General features: G+C 64.4%; 17 protein-coding genes. 12 read left to right on the forward strand and 5 right to left on the reverse strand.

Annotated features, from left to right (window positions below):
• Nucleotides 1-65: 65 nt before the first annotated feature.
• Nucleotides 66-194, reverse strand: coding sequence for a hypothetical protein (locus tag NE591_RS06215; protein ID WP_256156474.1), 129 nt, complete (start codon nucleotides 192-194; stop codon nucleotides 66-68).
• Nucleotides 195-307: 113 nt separating this feature from the next.
• Here NE591_RS06215 and NE591_RS06220 point away from each other — a divergent pair, with 113 nt between their 5' ends.
• Genes NE591_RS06220 through queC form a run of 3 tightly spaced genes read left to right on the forward strand, consistent with a single transcriptional unit; the run spans nucleotide 308 to nucleotide 2,232 of the window.
• On the forward strand, nucleotides 308-733 hold the full coding sequence (locus NE591_RS06220) for a 6-carboxytetrahydropterin synthase (protein ID WP_227070372.1): 426 nt from the start codon (nucleotides 308-310) through the stop codon (nucleotides 731-733).
• Nucleotides 734-736: 3 nt separating this feature from the next.
• Complete coding sequence (locus tag NE591_RS06225; RefSeq protein ID WP_227070373.1) at nucleotides 737-1,522, forward strand: radical SAM protein; 786 nt, start codon at nucleotides 737-739, stop codon at nucleotides 1,520-1,522.
• A gap of 20 nt (nucleotides 1,523-1,542) precedes the next feature.
• Entirely contained in the window at nucleotides 1,543-2,232 is a 690-nt protein-coding gene (queC, locus tag NE591_RS06230; RefSeq protein ID WP_114540588.1) for a 7-cyano-7-deazaguanine synthase QueC, read from the forward strand.
• 89 nt (nucleotides 2,233-2,321) lie between these two features.
• On the opposite strand, the gene NE591_RS06235 is transcribed toward queC, so the two are convergent.
• Nucleotides 2,322-2,450, reverse strand: a complete 129-nt coding sequence (locus NE591_RS06235; protein WP_256156475.1) for a hypothetical protein — start codon at nucleotides 2,448-2,450, stop codon at nucleotides 2,322-2,324.
• A 346-nt stretch (nucleotides 2,451-2,796) separates the two neighbouring features.
• Between NE591_RS06235 and queF the strand changes: the two genes are divergently transcribed.
• From queF to NE591_RS06265, 6 genes are all read left to right on the forward strand, one after another.
• A complete protein-coding gene (queF, locus tag NE591_RS06240; RefSeq protein WP_227070380.1) occupies nucleotides 2,797-3,255 on the forward strand; it encodes a preQ(1) synthase in 459 nt (152 codons plus the stop codon).
• A gap of 171 nt (nucleotides 3,256-3,426) precedes the next feature.
• Entirely contained in the window at nucleotides 3,427-6,768 is a 3,342-nt protein-coding gene (gene recJ / locus NE591_RS06245; RefSeq protein WP_227070374.1) for a single-stranded-DNA-specific exonuclease RecJ, read from the forward strand.
• Between the two features lie 48 nt (nucleotides 6,769-6,816).
• Nucleotides 6,817-9,201, forward strand: coding sequence for a bifunctional (p)ppGpp synthetase/guanosine-3',5'-bis(diphosphate) 3'-pyrophosphohydrolase (locus NE591_RS06250; RefSeq protein WP_022740376.1), 2,385 nt, complete (start codon nucleotides 6,817-6,819; stop codon nucleotides 9,199-9,201).
• A gap of 3 nt (nucleotides 9,202-9,204) precedes the next feature.
• Nucleotides 9,205-9,879: an MBL fold metallo-hydrolase gene (locus NE591_RS06255; RefSeq protein ID WP_114540591.1), complete on the forward strand. Its 675-nt coding sequence runs from the start codon at nucleotides 9,205-9,207 to the stop codon at nucleotides 9,877-9,879.
• A 110-nt stretch (nucleotides 9,880-9,989) separates the two neighbouring features.
• Nucleotides 9,990-11,045 (forward strand): inorganic phosphate transporter, encoded by a 1,056-nt coding sequence (locus NE591_RS06260; RefSeq protein WP_114540592.1) that lies wholly within the window; start codon nucleotides 9,990-9,992, stop codon nucleotides 11,043-11,045.
• 18 nt (nucleotides 11,046-11,063) lie between these two features.
• A complete protein-coding gene (locus NE591_RS06265) occupies nucleotides 11,064-11,693 on the forward strand; it encodes a DUF47 domain-containing protein (RefSeq protein ID WP_022740373.1) in 630 nt (209 codons plus the stop codon).
• A 318-nt stretch (nucleotides 11,694-12,011) separates the two neighbouring features.
• Here the strand turns inward: NE591_RS06265 and NE591_RS06270 are convergent, their stop codons facing one another.
• On the reverse strand, nucleotides 12,012-13,184 hold the full coding sequence (locus tag NE591_RS06270; RefSeq protein WP_227070375.1) for a trimeric intracellular cation channel family protein: 1,173 nt from the start codon (nucleotides 13,182-13,184) through the stop codon (nucleotides 12,012-12,014).
• Nucleotides 13,185-13,192: 8 nt separating this feature from the next.
• On the reverse strand, nucleotides 13,193-14,191 hold the full coding sequence (locus NE591_RS06275) for a zinc dependent phospholipase C family protein (protein ID WP_173112295.1): 999 nt from the start codon (nucleotides 14,189-14,191) through the stop codon (nucleotides 13,193-13,195).
• Nucleotides 14,192-14,595: 404 nt separating this feature from the next.
• Between NE591_RS06275 and NE591_RS06280 the strand changes: the two genes are divergently transcribed.
• The 3 genes from NE591_RS06280 (at nucleotide 14,596) to NE591_RS06290 (ending at nucleotide 18,649) form a co-directional block, all read left to right on the forward strand.
• Nucleotides 14,596-15,873 (forward strand): aspartate kinase, encoded by a 1,278-nt coding sequence (locus tag NE591_RS06280; protein WP_022740370.1) that lies wholly within the window; start codon nucleotides 14,596-14,598, stop codon nucleotides 15,871-15,873.
• Complete coding sequence (locus NE591_RS06285; RefSeq protein WP_114540595.1) at nucleotides 15,874-16,923, forward strand: aspartate-semialdehyde dehydrogenase; 1,050 nt, start codon at nucleotides 15,874-15,876, stop codon at nucleotides 16,921-16,923. It abuts the gene before it with no gap.
• A 634-nt stretch (nucleotides 16,924-17,557) separates the two neighbouring features.
• On the forward strand, nucleotides 17,558-18,649 hold the full coding sequence (locus NE591_RS06290; protein ID WP_256156477.1) for a hypothetical protein: 1,092 nt from the start codon (nucleotides 17,558-17,560) through the stop codon (nucleotides 18,647-18,649).
• 348 nt (nucleotides 18,650-18,997) lie between these two features.
• On the opposite strand, the gene NE591_RS06295 is transcribed toward NE591_RS06290, so the two are convergent.
• On the reverse strand, nucleotides 18,998-19,756 hold the full coding sequence (locus NE591_RS06295; protein ID WP_114539995.1) for a TlyA family RNA methyltransferase: 759 nt from the start codon (nucleotides 19,754-19,756) through the stop codon (nucleotides 18,998-19,000).
• Nucleotides 19,757-19,846: the final 90 nt, after the last annotated feature.

Here is a 19,846-nt window from a genome sequence, read left to right on the forward strand (position 1 = left end):
CTGTGCTATAATCGCTCTTGCCTAAAGAAGGGCGCCCCAAACGGAACGCCCTTCGGCGAGGGTGCCTAATCCTCGTCATTTTGCGAGGGGTTCCCGCCGTTATTCGGCGGGTTCTCTCTTATTTGGGCCAAAATGGCCACAATTAAGGAGGCCACCCCAAGCAAGACTTGGACTAAGGCCAGCATATCGCTCATCTGCATCACCCCCTTTCCTAGCTAGCATCGTGGTGGGGTGAATGCAGAGGGCGTGTGCTCCCTGCGAGGTTGATTATAGCATACAAATGTTCGTAGATTGGTGAGAATTCGACATGTACGGATTGAAGACGGAGAGCTCGTTCGATGCCTCTCATTTTCTGACCGATTACCACGGGAAGTGCGAGAACTTGCACGGGCACCGCTGGCGCGTGGTGGCCTACCTGGAGGTGGAGCACCTGCAGAAGGAGGGCACCTGCAAGGACATGGTGGTAGACTTCGGCGAGTTCAAGGCCGAGCTGCGTGCGCTGACCGAGCGGCTCGACCACCATTTCATCGTGGAGGAGGGCTCCCTTGCCCCCGACACCCTGACGTGCCTCGAACGTGAGGGCTTCGTCCTGTTCATCGTGCCCTTCCGCACCACGGCGGAGAACCTCGCGAAGTGGTTCTTCGATGCTCTGGCCGAGCGCGGGCTGCCCGTGGCCCAGGTGGAGGTTTACGAGACCCCCAACAACTGCGCCTACTACCGGGAGCAGCGATAGCCCATGGTGCCCGAGGAAGAGAACGACGGCCTGCTGGATGCTGAGCGGCATCAGGCGCGCCATGCCATTGCTCCCCGTGCTCAGCTGTTCCCCGTGGCGGAGAAGTTCGTGTCCGTGAACGGGGAGGGCCTGGCGGCGGGGCGGCCGGCCGCTTTCATCCGGTTCGCCGGCTGCAACATGTGGTGCACCTACTGCGACACCCGCTGGGCGAACCATCCGCTGGTGGAAGTGGAGGGCTGGAGCGTGCCCGACCTCGCGGCCTGGGTGGCCGAGACCGGCGTGTCGTGCGTGACGCTCACTGGCGGCGAGCCGCTTTTGCAGCCCTACCTGCCCGATTTGGTGCAGACTCTGCTCGCAGTGGACGACCCGCGCCCCTTGCGCGTGGAAATCGAGACCAATGGCTCGCGCGACTTGAGTCCCATGGCGCATCTGCGTGAGGCCTGCGTCGAGGCGGGGCTGCTCGGCAGCCTGCATTTCACGGTGGATTGGAAGACGCCCACGGCCGGCGAGGCGGTGTCCGCCGCCATGCGCCGCGAGAACTATGAGCTGCTGGATACGCGCGATGCCGTGAAGTTCGTCGTGGGCACCGAGGATGATCTGGCCTTCATGGAGTGCTGCGCCGACGAGGCGGGCCTGTGGGATCGCTGCGCGGTGCTGGTGAGCCCGGTATGGGGCGCTATCGAGCCGGCGGAAATCGCCGCCTACCTCATCGATCACGGCCTCGACCGCGCCCGTTTGCAGTTGCAGCTGCACAAGATCATCTGGCCCGACGAGACGCGCGGGGTCTAAGGATCTGGAAGGAACGAACCATGACCAAAACCAAAGCTCTGGTGCTGTGCTCCGGCGGCGTCGATTCCACGACGCTTTTGGCCCGGGCTGTGAGCAAGTACGGAGCGGAAAACGTGTATGCGCTTTCCATCAGCTACGGGCAGAAGCATGTTCGCGAAATTGAGGCGGCCCGCACCGTGGCGGCCTATTACGGCGTGCAGCAGCGCTTCCTCGATTTGGGCGCCATCTTCGCCGACAGCGACTGCTCGCTTTTGGATCATTCCGATGCGGCGGTTCCCCAGTCCAGCTACGCCGAGCAGCAGGCCGCTGGCGACGGCGGTCCGGTGAGCACCTACGTTCCCTTCCGCAACGGGCTCTTCCTTTCCTCGGCTGCCTCGATGGCCCTTTCCCTCGGCTGTTCGGTGGTCTATTACGGCGCCCACCACGACGACTGGGCCGGCAATGCCTATCCCGATTGCTCGCTGGAGTTCGTGGAGGCCATGAATCGCGCCATCGTGGAGGGCACCGGCGGCGAGCTTCGCTTGGAAGCCCCGTTCGTCACTTGGTCGAAGGCCGATATCGTGCGCGAGGGCTTGGCACTGGGGGTGCCCTACGAGCTCACCTGGTCGTGCTACGAAGGAGGAGAGGCGCCCTGCGGCCGCTGCGCCACCTGTCTCGACCGCGCCGCCGCCTTCGCCGCCAACGGCGTCGAAGACCCGGCGTTGGGGTAGCGCTTTGCTTGTGGCGATCTGGTTTCTGTGGTAAAGTATGTCTGCCTAAAAAAGGGACGCCCCAACGGAGCGCCCCGTGGTGAGGATGCCTAGTCCTCACCGTTGTGATTGGAATTCCCGCCGCTGGTCGGCGGGTTCTCTTTTATCAGAGCCAGAACGGCTACGATAAAGGTGGCAGCTCCAGTCAGGACTTGGACTAAGGCCAGCATATCGCTCATCTGCATCACCCCCTTTCCTAGCTAGCATGGTTGCGGGGTGAATGCAGTGGGCTTTGTGCTCCCTGCAATACTCATATTAGCATACATGCGTTCGATATACAAGTATGATGGTAAAGAATATTGGAGTTGCAAGATGAAACCAATGGATATGGCTGAAGCGCTGTTTGGCAGCGATGATGATGCAACGGGGAAGCCCGAGGGATCGGTGGATACCTCGGCCATGGCTGCCATCGCGGCCCATCTGGCTCGCGAGGATGCTGGTTCTGCGCCGGTCGCCCCTGCCCCTGCCCCCGCGGCTGCCCCGGCCGGGCGCGACGAGGGCGAGACCCGCGCCGGCGGCGTCACCCTGCTCGGCAACCAGCACACCCAGTACCCGACCGACTACGATCCGTCGGTGCTGGAGACCTTCGAGAACAAGCACCCGGGAAACGACTACTTCGTGAAGTTCAACTGCCCTGAGTTCACGAGCCTGTGCCCCATCACCGGCCAGCCGGACTTCGCCACCATCTACATCTCCTACGTGCCCGATGTGCGCATGGTGGAGAGCAAGTCGCTCAAGCTGTACCTGTTCAGCTTCCGCAACCACGGCGACTTCCACGAGGACTGCATGAACATCATCATGAAGGACCTCATCGCGCTCATGAATCCGAAGTACATCGAGGTCTGGGGCAAGTTCACCCCGCGCGGCGGCATCTCCATCGACCCGTACTGCAACTATGGACGCCCCGGCACCCGCTGGGAGGAAGTGGCCTGGACGCGCCTGTCCCAGCACGACCTATACCCCGAGAAAGTGGACAACCGCTAGGCGCTGTGCGACTCGCTGCCGAGCGTCGATTGACGGCTTGCGATGAGCTGCCCGGGCGGTGCCGTGGGAAATTGCCGCGCCGCCGTCGTGCTGCGGTGACAGAATGCGAGCTTTATGCGAAAATACCTTCCGAACTACGAAGAAGAACGCACGTAAGGTAGCTAGCACATTATGACCGCCCAATTCAGCATCCGGGAGGCCGATCCGCAGATCGTCGCGCGTCTGGCGCACGACCTCGGTCTGCCCCGCTTCATCGCGACGACCCTCGTGGCCCGCGGCATCACCACGGTGCGGGCCGCCAAGCGCTTTTTGAATCCCTCGCTGGACCGCGACTGGCGCAACCCCCTGGAAATCCCGGGGCTGGCGGAAGTGGCCGACGGGCTCATCAACGCCATCCGCGAGAAGAAGCGCATCGTCGTGTTCGGCGACTTCGATTTGGACGGCATCTCCGCTACCACCGTGCTCACCCGGGGCCTGCGGGCCCTCGGCGCCTGCGCGTTCCCCTTCATTCCCCGCCGTTTCGAGGAGGGCTACGGCATCACCGCCGCTGCCTTCGAGCGCGCCCGGGCCTTAGAGCCGGACGTCATCGTCACCGTGGATTGCGGCATTGCCTGCAAGAGCGAGGTGGCCGACATCCTGAAGGCAGGGGTGGAGGTCTACATCACCGACCACCACGAGGCGGCCGATCTCGTGCCCGAGGGCGTTCCCGTGGCCGATCCGAAGATGGCCGAGGATTGCCCCAGCGCCATCCTCGCCGGCGTGGGCGTGGCCTTAAAGCTCGTGCAGGTGCTCGGCAGCCGCCTGGGCTTTCCGCATTTGTGGCGCAGCTACACCGACTTCGCCACCCTGGGCACCGTGGCCGATCTCATGCCCATGCGCGACGAGAACCGGGCCCTTGTGGCCGACGGCCTCGCTCGCATGAACACCAATCCGCGCCCCTGCATCGCCGCGCTTCTGGCTACCACGGGCCAGGCCGGCAAACCGCTTTCGGCCACGAACCTGTCGTTCTCCCTCATCCCGCGCCTGAACGCCGCCGGGCGCATGGGCAATGCCGATTTGGCGCTCGATCTGCTCATGTGCGACAACTACGGCGAGTGTTGCGCCATGGCCGAGGCCCTGGAGGACGTGAACAACCAGCGGCGCGCCATCGAGGCGGAGTTGTCGGACATCGCGAAGGAGCAGGCCGGCAGGATCTACCACGGCCAGCGGGCGCTTGTCGTGGCCGGCGAGGGCTGGCACGAGGGCGTGAAGGGTATCGTGGCTTCCCGCCTCGTGAACACCTACGGGGTGCCGGCGCTCCTGTTCACCATCGACGGCGACGAGGCCCGCGGCTCGGGGCGCTCCGTGGGCAACGTGAATCTCTTCGAGGCGGTGGAGTCGATCTCGTATCTCACGAAGCGCTTCGGGGGCCATGGGGCGGCCGTGGGCGTCACCATCCCCACCAAAAATTTGAAGGCCTTCGCTCAGCGCCTCGACGCCTATATGCAGAAGCTGCCGGAGGCGGCCTTCCACCCGCTGACCGAGGTGGACGCGCTCGTGAGCCTGGACGAGCTGACGCTCGAATCCGTGGCGCTCGTGGAGCGGCTCGCCCCCTTCGGCCAGGAGAACCCCCAGCCCACGTTCCTGGCCCGGAACGTGACGCTCGTGAACACCCGGGCGGTGGGCCAGACCAAGGACCACTTCGCCTGCACACTCACCAATGGGCGCGCATCGGTGGCCGGCATCATGTTCCACTGCGCCGCCATCGACGCGCTGCTCGTGAACGACGCGGTGGTGGACGCCGCCTTCACGGTGCAGATCGACGAATGGCGCGGCCGCCGCTCGGTGAAGGCCATGCTGGAAACCGTGGCGCCGGCGCGCAGCTGCTGCGCTTTGGAGGCCTGCCTCGACCCGGATGCCGTGTCGTTCACCGCCGATCTGTTCGCCGAGGCGGAAGGGGAGCCCGATCTTGCGGCCGCCGACGAGGCGCCCGAGCCGGCGCTGCCCGATCTGGCGCCCCGCCGCGCCCAGTGGGAGGAGACGGCCCGGCGCGACCCGGACGGCCTGGAGGCGGCCATTGTGAAGGCCATCATCGGCGACCGCCCGCTGCATCCGGCCCAGCGAGAGATTCTCGATCGGCTGCGGGCGGGGAAGTCCACCTTCGCCGTCATGGCCACGGGGCGCGGCAAGTCGCTGTGCTTCCAAACCTACGCCGCCTTCCGCGCGCTGACCGACCATGCCGCGAGCCTGTTCATCTACCCCTTGCGGGCGCTCATCGCCGACCAGGTATTCCATCTGCGGGCGAGCCTCGAGCGCTTCGGTATCGCGAGCGCCGTCATCACCGGCGAATCGACGCCCGAGGAGCGCGCGGCGGTGTACGCGGGGCTGGCCGACGGGAGCCTCGATATCGTGCTCACCACGCCGGAGTACCTCATGTTCCACACCGACGAGCTGGCGGCCTCGGGGCGCGTCGGGTTCGTCGTCGTGGACGAGGCGCACCACATCGGACAGGCCAAGGCCGGCCAGCGCGTGGCCTACACCCAGCTCGACCGGGCGCTGACCCGGCTCGGAGACCCCGTGGTGCTCGCGGTGACCGCCACGGCCAACGACGCCGTGGCCGACGACATCGATGCGGTGCTGCCCATTCAGGACTCGGTCATCGACGAGACGGCCCGCGACAACCTGTACCTGGACGACCAGCGCAACATCCCGCACCGCGACGACTATTTGGCCTCCCTGGTGGCCACGGGCGAGAAGACCGTCATCTACGTGAACTCCCGCGAGCATTCCGTGGCGCTCGCGCGCATGCTGCGCCGGCGGGTGCCGCAGCTCGCCTGCATGATCGGCTTCTACAACGCGGGGCTCTCCCGCGACGAGCGCAAGCGCATCGAGGAGCTGTTCCGTCGCGACGACCTGAAGGTGCTCGTGGCCACCTCGGCCTTCGGGGAAGGGGTCGATATCCCCAACATCCGGCACGTGGTGCTGTACCATCTGCCCTTCAGCGACGTGGAGTTCAACCAGATGAGCGGCCGGGCCGGGCGCGATGGGAAGCCGGCGTGGGTGCATCTGCTCTACGGGCGCGGGGACGCCTCCATCAACGAGCGCATCTTGGCCGACGCCACGCCGGATCATGACGTCATGGCCCAGGTGTACCGCAAGCTGCGCTCGCTGCAGCGCAACACTCCCGACGACTACTTCTGCGTGGCCGACGCCGATCTGGCCGAGGCCGCCTCCGACGCCTTCCGCGCCGTGAGCCCCACCTCGGCGGCCTGCGGCTTGGCCGTGTTCCGCGAGCTCGGGCTCATCGAGACGCGCACCGTTTACGAGGCCGGCCGCCCGCATCTGTGGGTGCGGGTGCGCGAGGGGGCGTCGAAGGTGGAACTGACCGATTCGGTGCGCTACCGCGAGGGCATCGACGAGCGCACGCTGTTCGGCGGCTTCTGCCGATGGGCGCTGGGCACCGACGAGCCCGCGCTCACAGTGCGTCTGTGCCATCCCATCGTGCCGAGGAACTGGCCGGGCCAGGGGCACTAACCGATAACGATCCGCGGACCATCCGCGTTCAGGAGAAGGGAGGCGCCCATGAGCGCCGAGAGAGACGATTCCGTCCGGGCGGCGGCCGATGCCGTCAGCGCCGGGAAGGCCACGAAAGAGACCGTGGACGCGCTTCTGGGCCGCCCGCACCCCACGGCCGATTCGGCCATCGAACGCGGGCCCGCCACGCCCGAGGACCGCTTCGCCGAGCTGGCGCGCCTGACGAGTGCCTACATGGACGCGCCGGAGGAGGCCATGCTGCGCCGCGCCTTCGAGTTCGCCCGCGACGCCCACGCGGGCCAGTGCCGCAAGTCCGGCGAGCCTTTCATCATCCATCCCATCGAGGTGGGCATCATCCTGGCCGATCTGCGCATGGACGCCGAGACCATCACGGCGGCGCTGCTCCACGACACCGTGGAGGACACGAAGGTGACGGCCGAGGAGGTGGAGCGCACCTTCAACCCGCAGGTGCGGGCGCTGGTGGAGGGCGTCACCAAGATCACCCGCATCGAGGTGGAGTCGCTCACCGACGAGCAGGCGGCCACCATTCGCAAGATGTTCGTGGCCATGTCCAAGGACATCCGCGTCATCGTCATCAAGCTGGCCGACCGCCTGCACAACATGCGCACACTGGCGGCCCTGCGCGAGGACCGGCGCATCTTCAAGTCCCGCGAGACGCTGGAGATCTACGCCCCCATCGCCCATCGCCTCGGCATCAATTCCATCAAGTGGGAGCTGGAGGACCTCTCCTTCTTCTACCTGGAGCCCAACAAGTACAAGCAGGTCTCCCGCATGGTGACCGAGTCCCGCGCCGAGCGCGAGAAGTACCTGGCCGACGTCATCGCCGTGCTCCACGAGGAGATGGGGAAGGTGGGAATTTCGGCCCAGATCATGGGGCGTCCGAAGCATCTGTACTCCATCTACCAGAAGATGACGAAGAAGGGCAAGGGCTTCTCGGAGATTTACGATCTCATCGCCGTGCGCATCATCACCAGCTCGGTGAAGGACTGCTACTCGGCCCTGGGCGCGGTGCACACGCTGTGGCACCCCATGCCCGGCCGCTTCAAAGACTACATCGCCATGCCGAAGTTCAACATGTACCAGTCGCTGCACACGACGGTCATGGGGCCGGCCGGACGTCCCCTGGAGGTGCAGATCCGCACCGAGGAGATGCACCGCAACTCCGAGTACGGCGTGGCGGCCCACTGGCGCTACAAGGAGACCGGCGCCTCGCGCCCCGGCGCCGCCGACAACCTGGATGCCCAGCTGGCGTGGCTGCGCCAGATGGTGGACTGGCAGGACGAGACCGAGGACTCCCGCGAGTTCCTAAAGTCGCTGAAGATGGACCTCGACGACACGGAGGTCTTCGTGTTCACGCCGAAGGGCGAGGTCATGAGCTTGCGCGCCGGTTCCACGCCGGTGGACTTCGCCTACGCCATCCACACCGAGGTGGGCAACCACTGCGTGGGCGCCAAGGTGAACGGCTCCATCGTGCCTCTGTCCTACCAGCTGCAGGTGGGCGACCGCGTGGAGGTGCTCACCCAGAAGAGCGCGAGCCCCTCCCGCGACTGGCTGAACATCGTGAAGACGCCCTCGGCCCGCAGCAAGATCCGCTCCTACTTCTCGAAGATCACCCGCTCCGACGACATGCAGATGGGCCGCGACATGCTCGTGCGCGAGATGCGCAAGCACGGGCTGGGGCTTTCCAGCGCCCAGTCGATGCGGGCGCTGAAGCTGGTGGCCGAGGCGCTCGGCTTCAAAGACCCCGACGAGATGTACGTGCACATCGGCACGGGCAAGGAGAAGGCCCAACACGTCACGAACCGCCTGCTGAAGATCCTGGTGGACAAGGGCAACGAGGAGGCGGAGAAGCCCACGGTGGGCACATCGGCCTCCTCCACGGGCATCATGGCCCCCATGCTCACGTCCGTGAAGCGCCCGAAGAAGCACGAGACCCACTCGTCCCAGGGCATCGTGGTGAAGGGCGTCGACGACGTGCTCGTGCGCCTGTCGCGCTGCTGCAACCCCGTGCCCGGCGACGATATCTTGGGGTTTGTGACTCGCGGCCGCGGCGTGTCGGTGCACCGGGCCGACTGTCCCAATGCGCTCGACTTGAAGCGGCATCCCGAGCGCATCATCGAGGTGGAATGGGAGGGCACGCCCACGGCGGCCACCTACCAGGTGGAAATCTACATCGAGGCGCTCGATCGCATGAACCTGCTTTTGGACGTGACGCGCGTCATTTCCGAGATGGGCGCCAACGTGCTGTCCTGCAATACCACCACTCACCGCGACGGCATGGTGGAGATGCGCTTCCTCTTCCAGCTGTCCGATCTGGCGGTTATCGAGCGGATGACAAAGCGCCTGTCCGCCATCGACGGCGTCTTCGATGCCCGTAGAATGATGCCCCAAGGATCAAGCAAGAAAGGTTGAGAAATGGCGACGGATTTGTATGAGATCAGCGGATTGTGCGTCGATGTCGAGTATATGATCATGGGCGTGCTCGCCAACAACGTGTATATCGTCTCCGACGGCGAAGGCACCATGGTGGTGGATCCCAGCTGCTCGGCTGACAAGATTTTGGCGGCTCTGGGCGAGCGCAAACTGGACGCCATCGTGCTCACCCATTCCCATTTCGACCACACCGGCGCCGCCGCCGAGCTGCGCGAGGCCACGGGTGCGCCCGTCATTGCGTCGGCCATTGACGCGCCGCTTATCGAGGAACCCTGCGACGAGGATCTCTCCACCCGGGGCGTGCCCTGCCCGGTCGACCGCACCGTGGCCCACGGCGATGTTGTGGAAGTGGGGAACATGAAGTGGAAGGTCATCGCGACGCCCGGCCACACCCCCGGTTCCATTTGCCTGTTCGATATCCCGCAGTTCGGCAACCATCCCAAGGGGCTTCCGGTGCTCCTCTCCGGTGACACGCTGTTCGCCGGCACCATCGGGCGCACTGATTTCAAGGGCGGTTCCATGGCTGACATGCGCGCTTCCTTGAAGAAGCTCGCGGCGCTGCCCGACGACACGGCGGTCCTTCCCGGCCACAACAACCTCACCACCATCGGCGCCGAGCGCCGCCGCGTCTTCGCCCTCTACGGCGACCCCGAGTAGGAGCTTTTTCAAAAAAAACACAGCAGTCTGTCTCATTGACGGCGTGTCATAGGGTAGACTTGGGCCACTGCGCATTTTCTGGGTGCAGCTTATCTGTTGGAAGGAACTCCGTGACGATCGAGTGGACCTTTTTCCTCTCCGAGCTTATGCAGAACCCCATCCTTCTGGTGGTGACTCTGCTTAATATCGGCGTTATCATTGTGAACGGCGCGACGGATGCGCCCAATGCCATCGCCACGGCGGTCTCTACTCGGGCCATGAAGCCTCGGCATGCCATCATCATGGCGGCGGTGTTCAATTTCCTGGGGCTTTTGCTCGTGTCGCTGGTCTCCACGGCGGTGGCCCATACCATTTTCTCCATGGTGGACTTCGGCGGCAACTCCCATCAGGCCCTGACGGCGCTCATGGCGGCGATGGTCGCCATCATCGTCTGGGGCGCGGCGGCCTGGTGGTTCGGTATTCCCACCTCGCAATCCCACTCGCTCATTGCCGGCCTCACCGGCGCGGCCATCGCCGTTCAGGGTGGCCTGGACGCCATCAACGGCGCCGAGTGGATGAAGGTCGTCTACGGCATCCTGCTCTCCACGCTGCTCGGGTTCGGCCTGGGCTGGATCAACTACAAGGTCATCGGCCGTATGTGCCGCAATGTGGATCGCCTGAAGGCGAACTCGTTCTTCAAGTGGGCGCAGATCTGCTCTGGCGCCGGGGTGGCTTTCATGCACGGCGCCCAGGACGGCCAGAAGTTCATGTCCATCTTCATGCTGGCCATCATGATGACCGCCGGCATGGGCATGGATCTGTCGGGCGTGGCTATGCCCATGTGGCTCATGATCTTCTGCGCCTTCAACATGGGCCTCGGTACGGCCGTGGGCGGCGAGCGCATCATCAAGTCCGTGGGCATGGACATGGTGAAGCTCGAGGCGTTCCAGGGATTCGCCGCCAGCCTCTCCACGTTCGTGAGTCTTATGCTCGCCACCTTCGGGGGCTTGCCGGTTTCCACGACGCACACCAACACGACGGCCATCATGGGCGTGGGGGCCGCGAAGAGCCCCAAGTCCGTGAAATGGTCTATCGCCATCGATATGGTGAAGACGTGGGTGCTCACCTTCCCCGGGTGCGGCATCCTGGGCTTCGCCTGTGCCAAGTTGTTCCTTATGATCCTGTAACACGAGAAGGGAAGTCCAGTGGCCAAGAAACACAAGTACGATTACTTCGACGCCTACGAAGAGCTGTCCGATCTGGCCGTGCAAGAGGCGAGCGTCCTTGTGCGCGCCATGGAGAACTTCACCGATGCCGCTGCCCTGCGCGCGGTGCTCGATGAGGCCCATGCGCTCGAGCACGCCGGCGACATGATCAACCACGACATCTACAAGCACGTCGGCAACGACTTCATGCCGCCGTTCGATCGCGAGGACATCGTGGCTTTGGCCGGCGCGCTGGACGAGATTCTGGATGAGATCGAGGACGTGCTGCAGTACTTCTACATGTTCGACATCCATCAGATTCCCGAGGACGCCCTGCGCTTCGCCACCCTCATCCGCAAGTCGTGCAAGGCCGTGGACGCCGCCATGGAGGATTTCCGCAACTTCAAGAAGTCGAAGAACTTCAAGCAGCTGGTCATTCAGGTCTCCGACAACGAGGAGGAGGCCGACGCGCTGTACGTGGAGGTCATCCGCAACCTGCATGTGAACCACGCCGACGAGCCCATGCACGTGCTGAAGTGGTCGCGCCTGTACGCCTTCATGGAGAGCTGCTGCGACGCCTGCGAGCACACCGCCGACCTCATGAGCACGATTCTGTTGAAGAATATGTAGGCTCAGGATCGGGGAATCGGTACACCTACGTAGGGGCGGCGCAAGCGCCGCCCTTTCTGCATTGGCGGACGTTCTGGCTCGGGAGTGCCGATCGAGGCCGGTCCCTACGGGGATGTCTGCAGGCCAAGCGGCGAGCTTGTTCAGTGTGCGGCGACGGTCGCCGTATTTCCGTGCAAGATTTTTCGCTAGAGAGAGCGCGTCTGGGTGATTCGTGCAGGATTTTGCGATAGGGAGACTCTAAATCGGTTGCTGGGCCGCCTTGGTCTCTCCCTATCGCAAAATCCTGCACGAATTTGGTGTCCTGGCGACGGGAGAGCGTCATGAACGCTTCTTCTGGTCGCGGGGGTTGTGCTGGGGCTTCTTCGGGTCGGGGGTTTGCGGTTCGAAGGGGTCGAAGGCCGGTTCGTCGTTGGCTTTTCGTGCCGTGTCTGCGTCGGCGCCTTCCACGTCTTCCCTCTTCCTGCTTCCCGCATCCTCTGCGTCCTTGGTTTCCGCGGCGGAATCCTTCACCGCCGCCTGCGGGCCGGTGCGGCGGGGCTCGTGGTCGAGGCCGATGATGCGGTAGAGCTCGTCGCGGTCGACGAACAGGCGATCGGAGGGATCGGGGGCCGGTTCGGAGGCATGCTCGTCCTCATCGGCCAGGGGCACCACGAGCTTGTCCATGAGCACGGTGGGCTGGAAGTGCTCGCCGTCGTCGTCCATCCAGCGGCCGCTCAGGCGATCGTAAAGCTTCTTGCCCTTCCTCTTGAAGCGATCGAACTTGGTTGTGCCCTGGCGCTCGCGGGCCGTCTTGCCTATGGGCACGTGCACCTTGCGCGCGATGAAGCGCATCGGTCGCGCCACGCTTTCCACCACCGTGTCCGAGTAGTCGCGGGGCGGCTTGGTGCGCCAGCCCATGATGAGGGACAGGTAGCGCAGAACCATGATGAGGCCGGCGCACAGGATGCCCGCCGTGTCGGGCAGGATGCCGTTGGCCTTCAGCGGGCAGTAGACCATGCAGCCGATGAGGGCCGCGCTGCCGTAGATGGGGCCGGTTTGGAAGGCGACGGGCGGCCGGTTCATGAGCACGTCGCGGGAGATGCCCCCGCCGATGGAGGTGATGGTGCCGAGCACTACCGAGGGGATGACGGTAAGGCCCGCCGAGAGGCTCTTCGACGCGCCGATGATGGCCCACAGGGCTACCGAGATGTTGTCCAGGAGGTCGACGATGGGGTCCAGGTAGGTGGCCAGCTTGCCGAAGTAGAACACCGCCACGCCGGCCAGGGCGCAGGAAAGGAGAAACCAAGGGCTTTGGAAGGCGTACAGGCCGTAGTTCTGCAGCAGGATGTCGCGGATGATGCCGCCGCCCATGCCGGTGATGCAGGCGATGGCCACGGTGCCGAAGATGTCGTAGCGGGCGCGCACGGCGGACATGCCGCCGGACAGGCCGCCGGTGACGGTGGCGGCGAACTCGAACCAGAAGGGGAGGTCGAAGGCGGTCTCGAGGGTCATGGGCGTTCCTACCGATTCCGCACGTCGGGGACGTCGTCGCCGGCCGCGGCGTCTTCCACGGCCACGACGAGGGCCACCACGGGCTCGCCGTAGAAGTTCACGTCGGCGGTGAGGCGGTGGGAAGCGGCCAGGTCGAAGTCGTCGGCATCCATGGCCTTAATGGCGTCCAGGGCGCCTGCGCGCGCCTGGTCGTACAGATCCCAGAAGCTGGCGCGGCTGACGGCCTCGGTGGCCGGATGGCGCCAGGGCGCGCGCTCGTCGTTGGCGAAGGCGGAAGTGGCGCGCTCGGCGGCTCGGTGGCTCATGGCCCCGGTCATGGCATGGGGGCGCACGAGGCGCTCGGCAGCGGAGAGCACGGCGCGCTTGGCGCCGGTAGGGGAGTAGAGGGCCCGCTGGGCCGCGCGCTCGGCCCGCACGGCGCTTTTGAACATGCCCTTGGGCATCGTGAGGCCGAAGGCGTCGTCGATGGCGGTGGCGTACAGGCGCCCCACGGTATCCAGCATGCTGTCGCGTCCGCGCAGCACCGAGGTGGCGGGGTGGTAGGTGGCCACGGTCTCGCCGCGCTTGGCCGTCAGCACAAGCTCGTCCAGCTCGGTCTCGATAACGGCGTGCACCTCATGGGCGTCCTCGGCCGCGAGGCCTTCCACACCGGCGGCGCACAAGGCGTTCACCTGGCTTATGACGAGTGGATGCACCGTGCTGTCCAGCAGGTAGTGGCACACATAGCCCAGCGCGTAGGCGCGTCCGACGGAGCGCTCCTGCGCCGGCAGCTCGCGCACAGCGCTCTTCAGGGCCACGAGGAATTCCGCCGGGCGCGCCCGATGCAGGGTCGAGGCCAGCTTTCCCACGCGGCGGTAGCGCGGATCGGGCGCGACGAAGAACAAAGGATCGGGGCCCTGGTTGCCCAAAAGGAAGGCCTCGGCCGCATCGCGGGAGCCCCCGATGGTATCGAAGGTCTCGCCGTACACGTCTTTCCCGAACAGGTCGTGCGTGATGATGGCCGGCATGGCTTCTCCTCTCCGATGGCGTTGCCCGATGTTGAATGCAAAGCGATCATGATAGGTACACAGGCCATCATAAACAATGGTGCGGCCGCCAGCGGACGGTGGGTGCCGTCCGTCGGAAAACCGACATACTAGGTAGATGGAGCAGACGGCGTTCCTGTGGCGGGACGGACGGTGCCACCTGGCGGGGTGGACGGCGCCACGTGGCGGGGTGGCCAGGGGTGCCTCGGCGGGGTGGTCGGCATCCCTGGGGCCGGACGGCCGCTCGCCGCCTGTGGCCGCTGATGGCATTCCAACCGAAGATGCGCCCGTACGGGCTGCGCTCGCCCTCATTGACCTTGCAACTTTGCTATAGTGGTGCCCACTTGCATTTTCGACTAGTTCCGTATCGAAGGAGAGCAAGCGCAATGGCTCTGATCGTCGCGAAATTCGGGGGCACGTCGGTTGCCTCCCCCGAGCGCATCAAAAACGTCGCCAAGCGCCTGGTGGGCATGCGCCAGCGCGGGGACGAGGTGGTGGCCGTGGTGTCTGCCATGGGCAAGACCACCGACGAGCTCATGGGGCTCGCCTCCGCCATCACGACGGCGCCGCCGGCCCGCGAGCTGGATCGGCTGCTGTCCACCGGCGAGCAGGTTTCCATGACGCTTCTGGCCATGGCCATCGAGGCTTTGGGCTACAAGTCCATCAGCTTCACCGGCCGCCAGGCGGGCATCGAGACCAACGGCACGCACAACAAGGCGCGCATCGTGAAGGTGCACAACGAGCGCATCTTAGACGCGCTGGACGATGGCGCCATTCCCGTGGTCGCCGGATTCCAGGGCATCGACGCCAACGGCGACATCACCACGCTCGGTCGCGGCGGGTCGGACACGACGGCGGTGGCCATCGCCTGGGGCATTAATGCCGACGTCTGCGAGATCTACTCCGATGTGGACGGCGTCTACACCACCGACCCGCGCATCGCGCCCCGGGCCCGCAAGCTCGATTCCATCTGTTACGACGACATGCTGGAGCTCTCCAGCGCCGGCTCGGGTGTGCTGCAGAGCCGCGCGGTGGAGTTCGCCCGCAAATGGAAAGTGGTCATCCATTCTCGCTCCGCATTCTCGGAGGCCGAGGGAACCTATGTCAAGGAGGAGTACGAAATGGAAGAAGCCGTCATTACCGGCATCGCCAGCGACACGTCGGAAGTGAAGGTGACCATCCGCCAGGTGCCCGATGCGCCGAACGTGGCCGCTCGCGTGTTCGGGGCGCTGGCCGCTGCCAACGTGAACCTGGACATGATCATCCAGAATGTGTCCGAGGCCGGCTTCACCGACATCTCCTTCACGACTCCCGGGGCCGATCTGCCCCGCGCCAAGGAGACCATGGAGCGCATCGTGCCCGAGATCGGCGCTCGCGAGTTCATCGTCGACGAGGACATCGCGAAGGTGTCGCTGGTGGGCACGGGCATGAAGTCGTCGCCGGGCGTCGCCTCGCGCACGTTCCAGACTTTGGGCGACAACAACATCAACATCGTGGCCATCTCCACCTCGCCTATCCGCCTGTCCATGATCGTGGACGCGGCCCAGGCGGTGCAGGCCGTCCAGTGCCTGCACACCGCCTTCGGGCTCGATTCCGACGACGTGTTCGTGGAAACCCAGCTTTCCGCGGAGGAGATCGCCGCCAAAATGAAGAAAGGACGTTAAATGACCTGGACGAAGGAAACGCCGGCAAACCCCGTGGTGGCTGTGGCCGGAGCGACGGGTGCGGTGGGGCAGGAGTTTTTGCGCGTGCTGCACGACGTGGATTTCCCGGCGAGTGAGGTTCGCGCTCTTGCGAGTGCGCGCTCGGCTGGCAAGAAGGTGCCCTTCGAGGGGTGCGGACTCGTGCCGGCCGGCGAGCTTACCGTGCAGGAGATGACGCCGGAGTCCTTCGAGGGCGTCGACATCGCGCTGTTCTCAGCCGGCGCCTCCGTGTCCAAGGAGATGCGCGAGGCGGTCACCGCTGCCGGCGCCGTCATGATCGACAACTCCAGCGCCTTCCGCATGGATGAGGACGTGCCGCTGGTGGTGCCCGAGGTGAACCCCCAGGACGTGGCCTGGCATTCCGGCGTCATCGCGAACCCGAACTGCTCCACCATCCAGATGGTCGTCGCGCTGAAGCCGCTTTACGACCTCTCCCCCATCAAGCGCGTCGTGGTGTCCACCTACCAGGCTGCTTCCGGTGCCGGCGCGCCGGCCATGGCCGAGCTGTACGACCAGACCCGCGCCTTCCTGGACGGCACTCCCGAGGACGAGTTGGAAATCTCCGCTTTCGCCCACCGCATCGCTTTCAATACCATTCCGCATATCGACGTCTTTTTGGACGACGGCTCCACCAAAGAGGAGTGGAAGATGGTCGTCGAGACCAAGAAGATCATGGGCGACCCCGCCATCGAAGTGGCGGCCACTTGTGTGCGCGTGCCGGTGCTGCGCTGCCACGGCGAGGCCATCAACGTGGAGTTCGCCGATGAGGTGACCGTGGAGGCGGCCCGCGCGGCGCTCGAGGCGGCCCCCGGCGTGGAGGTGATGGATGACACCGCGAACAAGGTGTACCCGATGCCTGGTCTGCTTGCTGGCACCGACGGCACCTTCGTCGGACGTTTGCGCAAGGATCCGACCGTGCCCCACGGCATCGCCTTCTGGGATGTGGCCGACCAGATCCGCAAGGGAGCGGCCCTGAACGCCGTGCAAATCGCCCAACTCCTCCTGCCGTAGAACAGGCGTCATCCTGAGCGAGCGAAGCGAGTCGAAGGATCTCCAATGGAGTCCCGCTATGGGGCTCCATTTTTCTACTCGGACCCGCGCGGCGGCATTGTGTCTACTGGGTCTCGGACAGTCATCGGTCTTTTGCGCGTATCTCGCTCGCGCCGCCTATCGCGATGATCCGAACGACTGATGGCCCGCTCGGTCAACGAACCCCTCGGTTTCTGCATGAGATCTCGAGTTATAAGCGTCTCGGAGTTGCTGAGGGGCCGGCGCGAAAGCACCGCAGTTCTGCGCGCTTCTCTGAACTGGTGTTTTCCAAAAGTCCTTTCTAGCTGTGGTCTTTCTTGGAAAGAGATGACGCTTATAACTCGAGATCTCATGCAGAAAAGGGCATCTTCGTTGACTGAACCCGTCGGCAATCACTCTGCGTGAACCGCCAATGTTCTCAGGACGGTCGTTGCGCTTCGTTTTCCCGTGAGCGAGGACGGTTCGTGCGAGCTACTTCTGCCAAGCAGTTCAGGCCTTCTTTCAACGTGCAAAGGCGCGGTTGCGATAAAAGTAACTGTTCTGCTCATGAATGTCGGTTCGGCAGATTTACCGCATGTACGCCTCGCGACAGCTAAAGCCTGTTATCTTGCAGCACATGGAAGTGATCTTCAGTCATACAACAGCTTTGGCTTTTCTCAGGATGTGGTCGTGCAATCATCCTCTGGCTTTGCGTGCCTTCCACGATCTGCGTTCGCGTGATGTGGGGCACCTTCCTTCCTCCCATTTGAAGGGCTTCAGCTCGCTTGCCCGTGCCGCAGATACCGAGGCTGCTGTTCGTGCGGCCATCGAGAGTGCGAAAAGGCCCAGCCTGAAGCGAATGCTCGAAGAGCTATGGGACAACGCCACGGTCGAGCGCCCTCTTCACGTTCTCGCGCGGCCCAAAATCGGGCGTCATTCCACGAAGCGTGTTTGCTTCCATCAGCTTGCTGCGCCGCTGCCGCGTGGGGCCTTTCTCGAAATCGCTCCCGGCGTGGCCGTATGCTCTCCTGAACTTGTGCTTGTCCAACTGGCCGAAACCCTCCCTATGGGCGAGCTCATTGCTTTGGGATATGAGTTTTGCGGATGCTATCCCCTTGAGGCGAATCGTTCGGGCGCGCTCGTGCGGGCGCAGCTTACAACGCCGGCCCGACTCTCCGCGTTCGTTAACCGCGTCGAGCGCATGAAAGGCCTGCGGAAAGCGCGCATCGCTGTTCAGTTCGTCTGCGCGAAATCTGCTTCTGCCAAGGAGACGGAAATGGATGCGTTGCTTATGACGCCCATGCGGTGGGGCGGTTTGGGCCTGCCTCCGGCACTCGCCAACGAGCCGGTTGCGCTTTCGGAGGAGGCGGCGCGCATCGCACGGGGCGATCGGGTGGTATGCGACCTTCTGTGGCCGCAGGCCCGCGTTGCGGCGGAGTACGACGGCCTTGCCTTTCATGGCGGGCGACATCAGCAGGCGCGTGATTCCCGGCGCCGCGACGCCCTCATCGCCGATGGCTTCGATGTTGTAACGGTTACGTCTTCGCAGATCGATAGCGTCTCAGAGTTCATCGAGATAGCCGACGCCCTCTCGCGCAAAACAAGAGGCAGAACTCCTGTGCGCCCTGTCTTGTTTCTCGACCGCCATCTGCAGCTTCGCCACGAGCTGCGCGCATTTCACCACCAGCACTTTCCGCCAGTCTCCCCCTCAGAAGAGGACGATGCGTAGCTCACGTTCGCAAACCGTGCGGCCTGCTGAGATGGGTCAAGCAAGAAGGCGCTTCGTGCGGCCGAGTTCGGGATGGGTGCCGGAGCATCACTTGAAGATGATCATCGGCCTTCGGTCGACGAGCTGCCCTGAAATTGCAGCAGATCGCGAGTTGTAAGCGTCCGATGTCGAGATGCCGAACGGAATCTTTTTGATCTGAAGAGCGTGACCTGGGGGTTTGCTGAAAAGATCCTTCGAAGTGCCTCAATGGGCTGCTCGCAGACGCTTATAACTCGAGATCTCGTGCAGAAATCGGAGGGTTCGTTGACTGAACCCAATGCGAGTCGCGGAATCGCCGCAGGCTCCTTCTCAGATTGCCTCGGACTTGTTGCGAAAGACGGCGCGGACGAGGTATTCCACGTTGCCTTCGGGGCCGGTGATGGGGGATTCGACCACCCCGGTTGCGGTGAACCCTGCGGCGGCGAGGGCGGCCTTTACTTCCTCCACAGTGCGCAGTCGCACTGCCTCATCGCGGACGACGCCCCGGTCGGTCTCGTCGTGGGCCGATTCGAACTGAGGTTTCACCAGGCCGATGAAGATCGTGCCCGGGCGGCTGAAGCGGGGAAAGAGGGGGGCGAGTGCTGCCAGGCCGATGAAGGATACGTCGATGACAATGAGGTCGAAGGGTGCGCCGACCTCGGCGGGATCGGCGTCCTTGATGTTCGTGCGCTCGAAGACGGCCACTCGCGGGTCTTGGCGGATCTTCCAGGCGAGCTGCCCGTAGTTCACGTCGAGGGCCGCCACGCGCGAGGCGCCCGCCTGCAGCAGGCAGTCGGTGAAGCCGCCGGTGGACGAGCCGATATCCAGGCAGTTCATGCCGGCGACGTCCTGCTTGAACGCGTCCAGCGCCCCCTGGAGTTTCTTGCCGCCGCGGGAGACGAATTGCTTGCGGCCGCGAATGAAGATGTCGGCTGTGGGCGCGACCTTTATCGCGGCGCTCGTGGCGTACACGTCGTCTACCCGCACCTCGCGCGCCATCACGGCCCGCAGCGCGGTCGCGCGGTCGGGAAAGTCTCCCCGTTCTACCAGCAGGTCGTCCAGGCGTATTTTCTTGGGCTTAGCGTTCATGGCGACCATTATACGCGAGTCGGCTGCCTCGTTTGCACGCCGCGTAAGTGCTGTCGCGAAACGGCTGCGGAAATGTCCTCCTCAGAAGAA

The sequence above is a fragment of the Adlercreutzia sp. DFI.6.23 genome (assembly GCF_024462535.1).
In the GTDB taxonomy this organism is placed as follows: Bacteria; Actinomycetota; Coriobacteriia; order Coriobacteriales; family Eggerthellaceae; genus Adlercreutzia; species Adlercreutzia rubneri.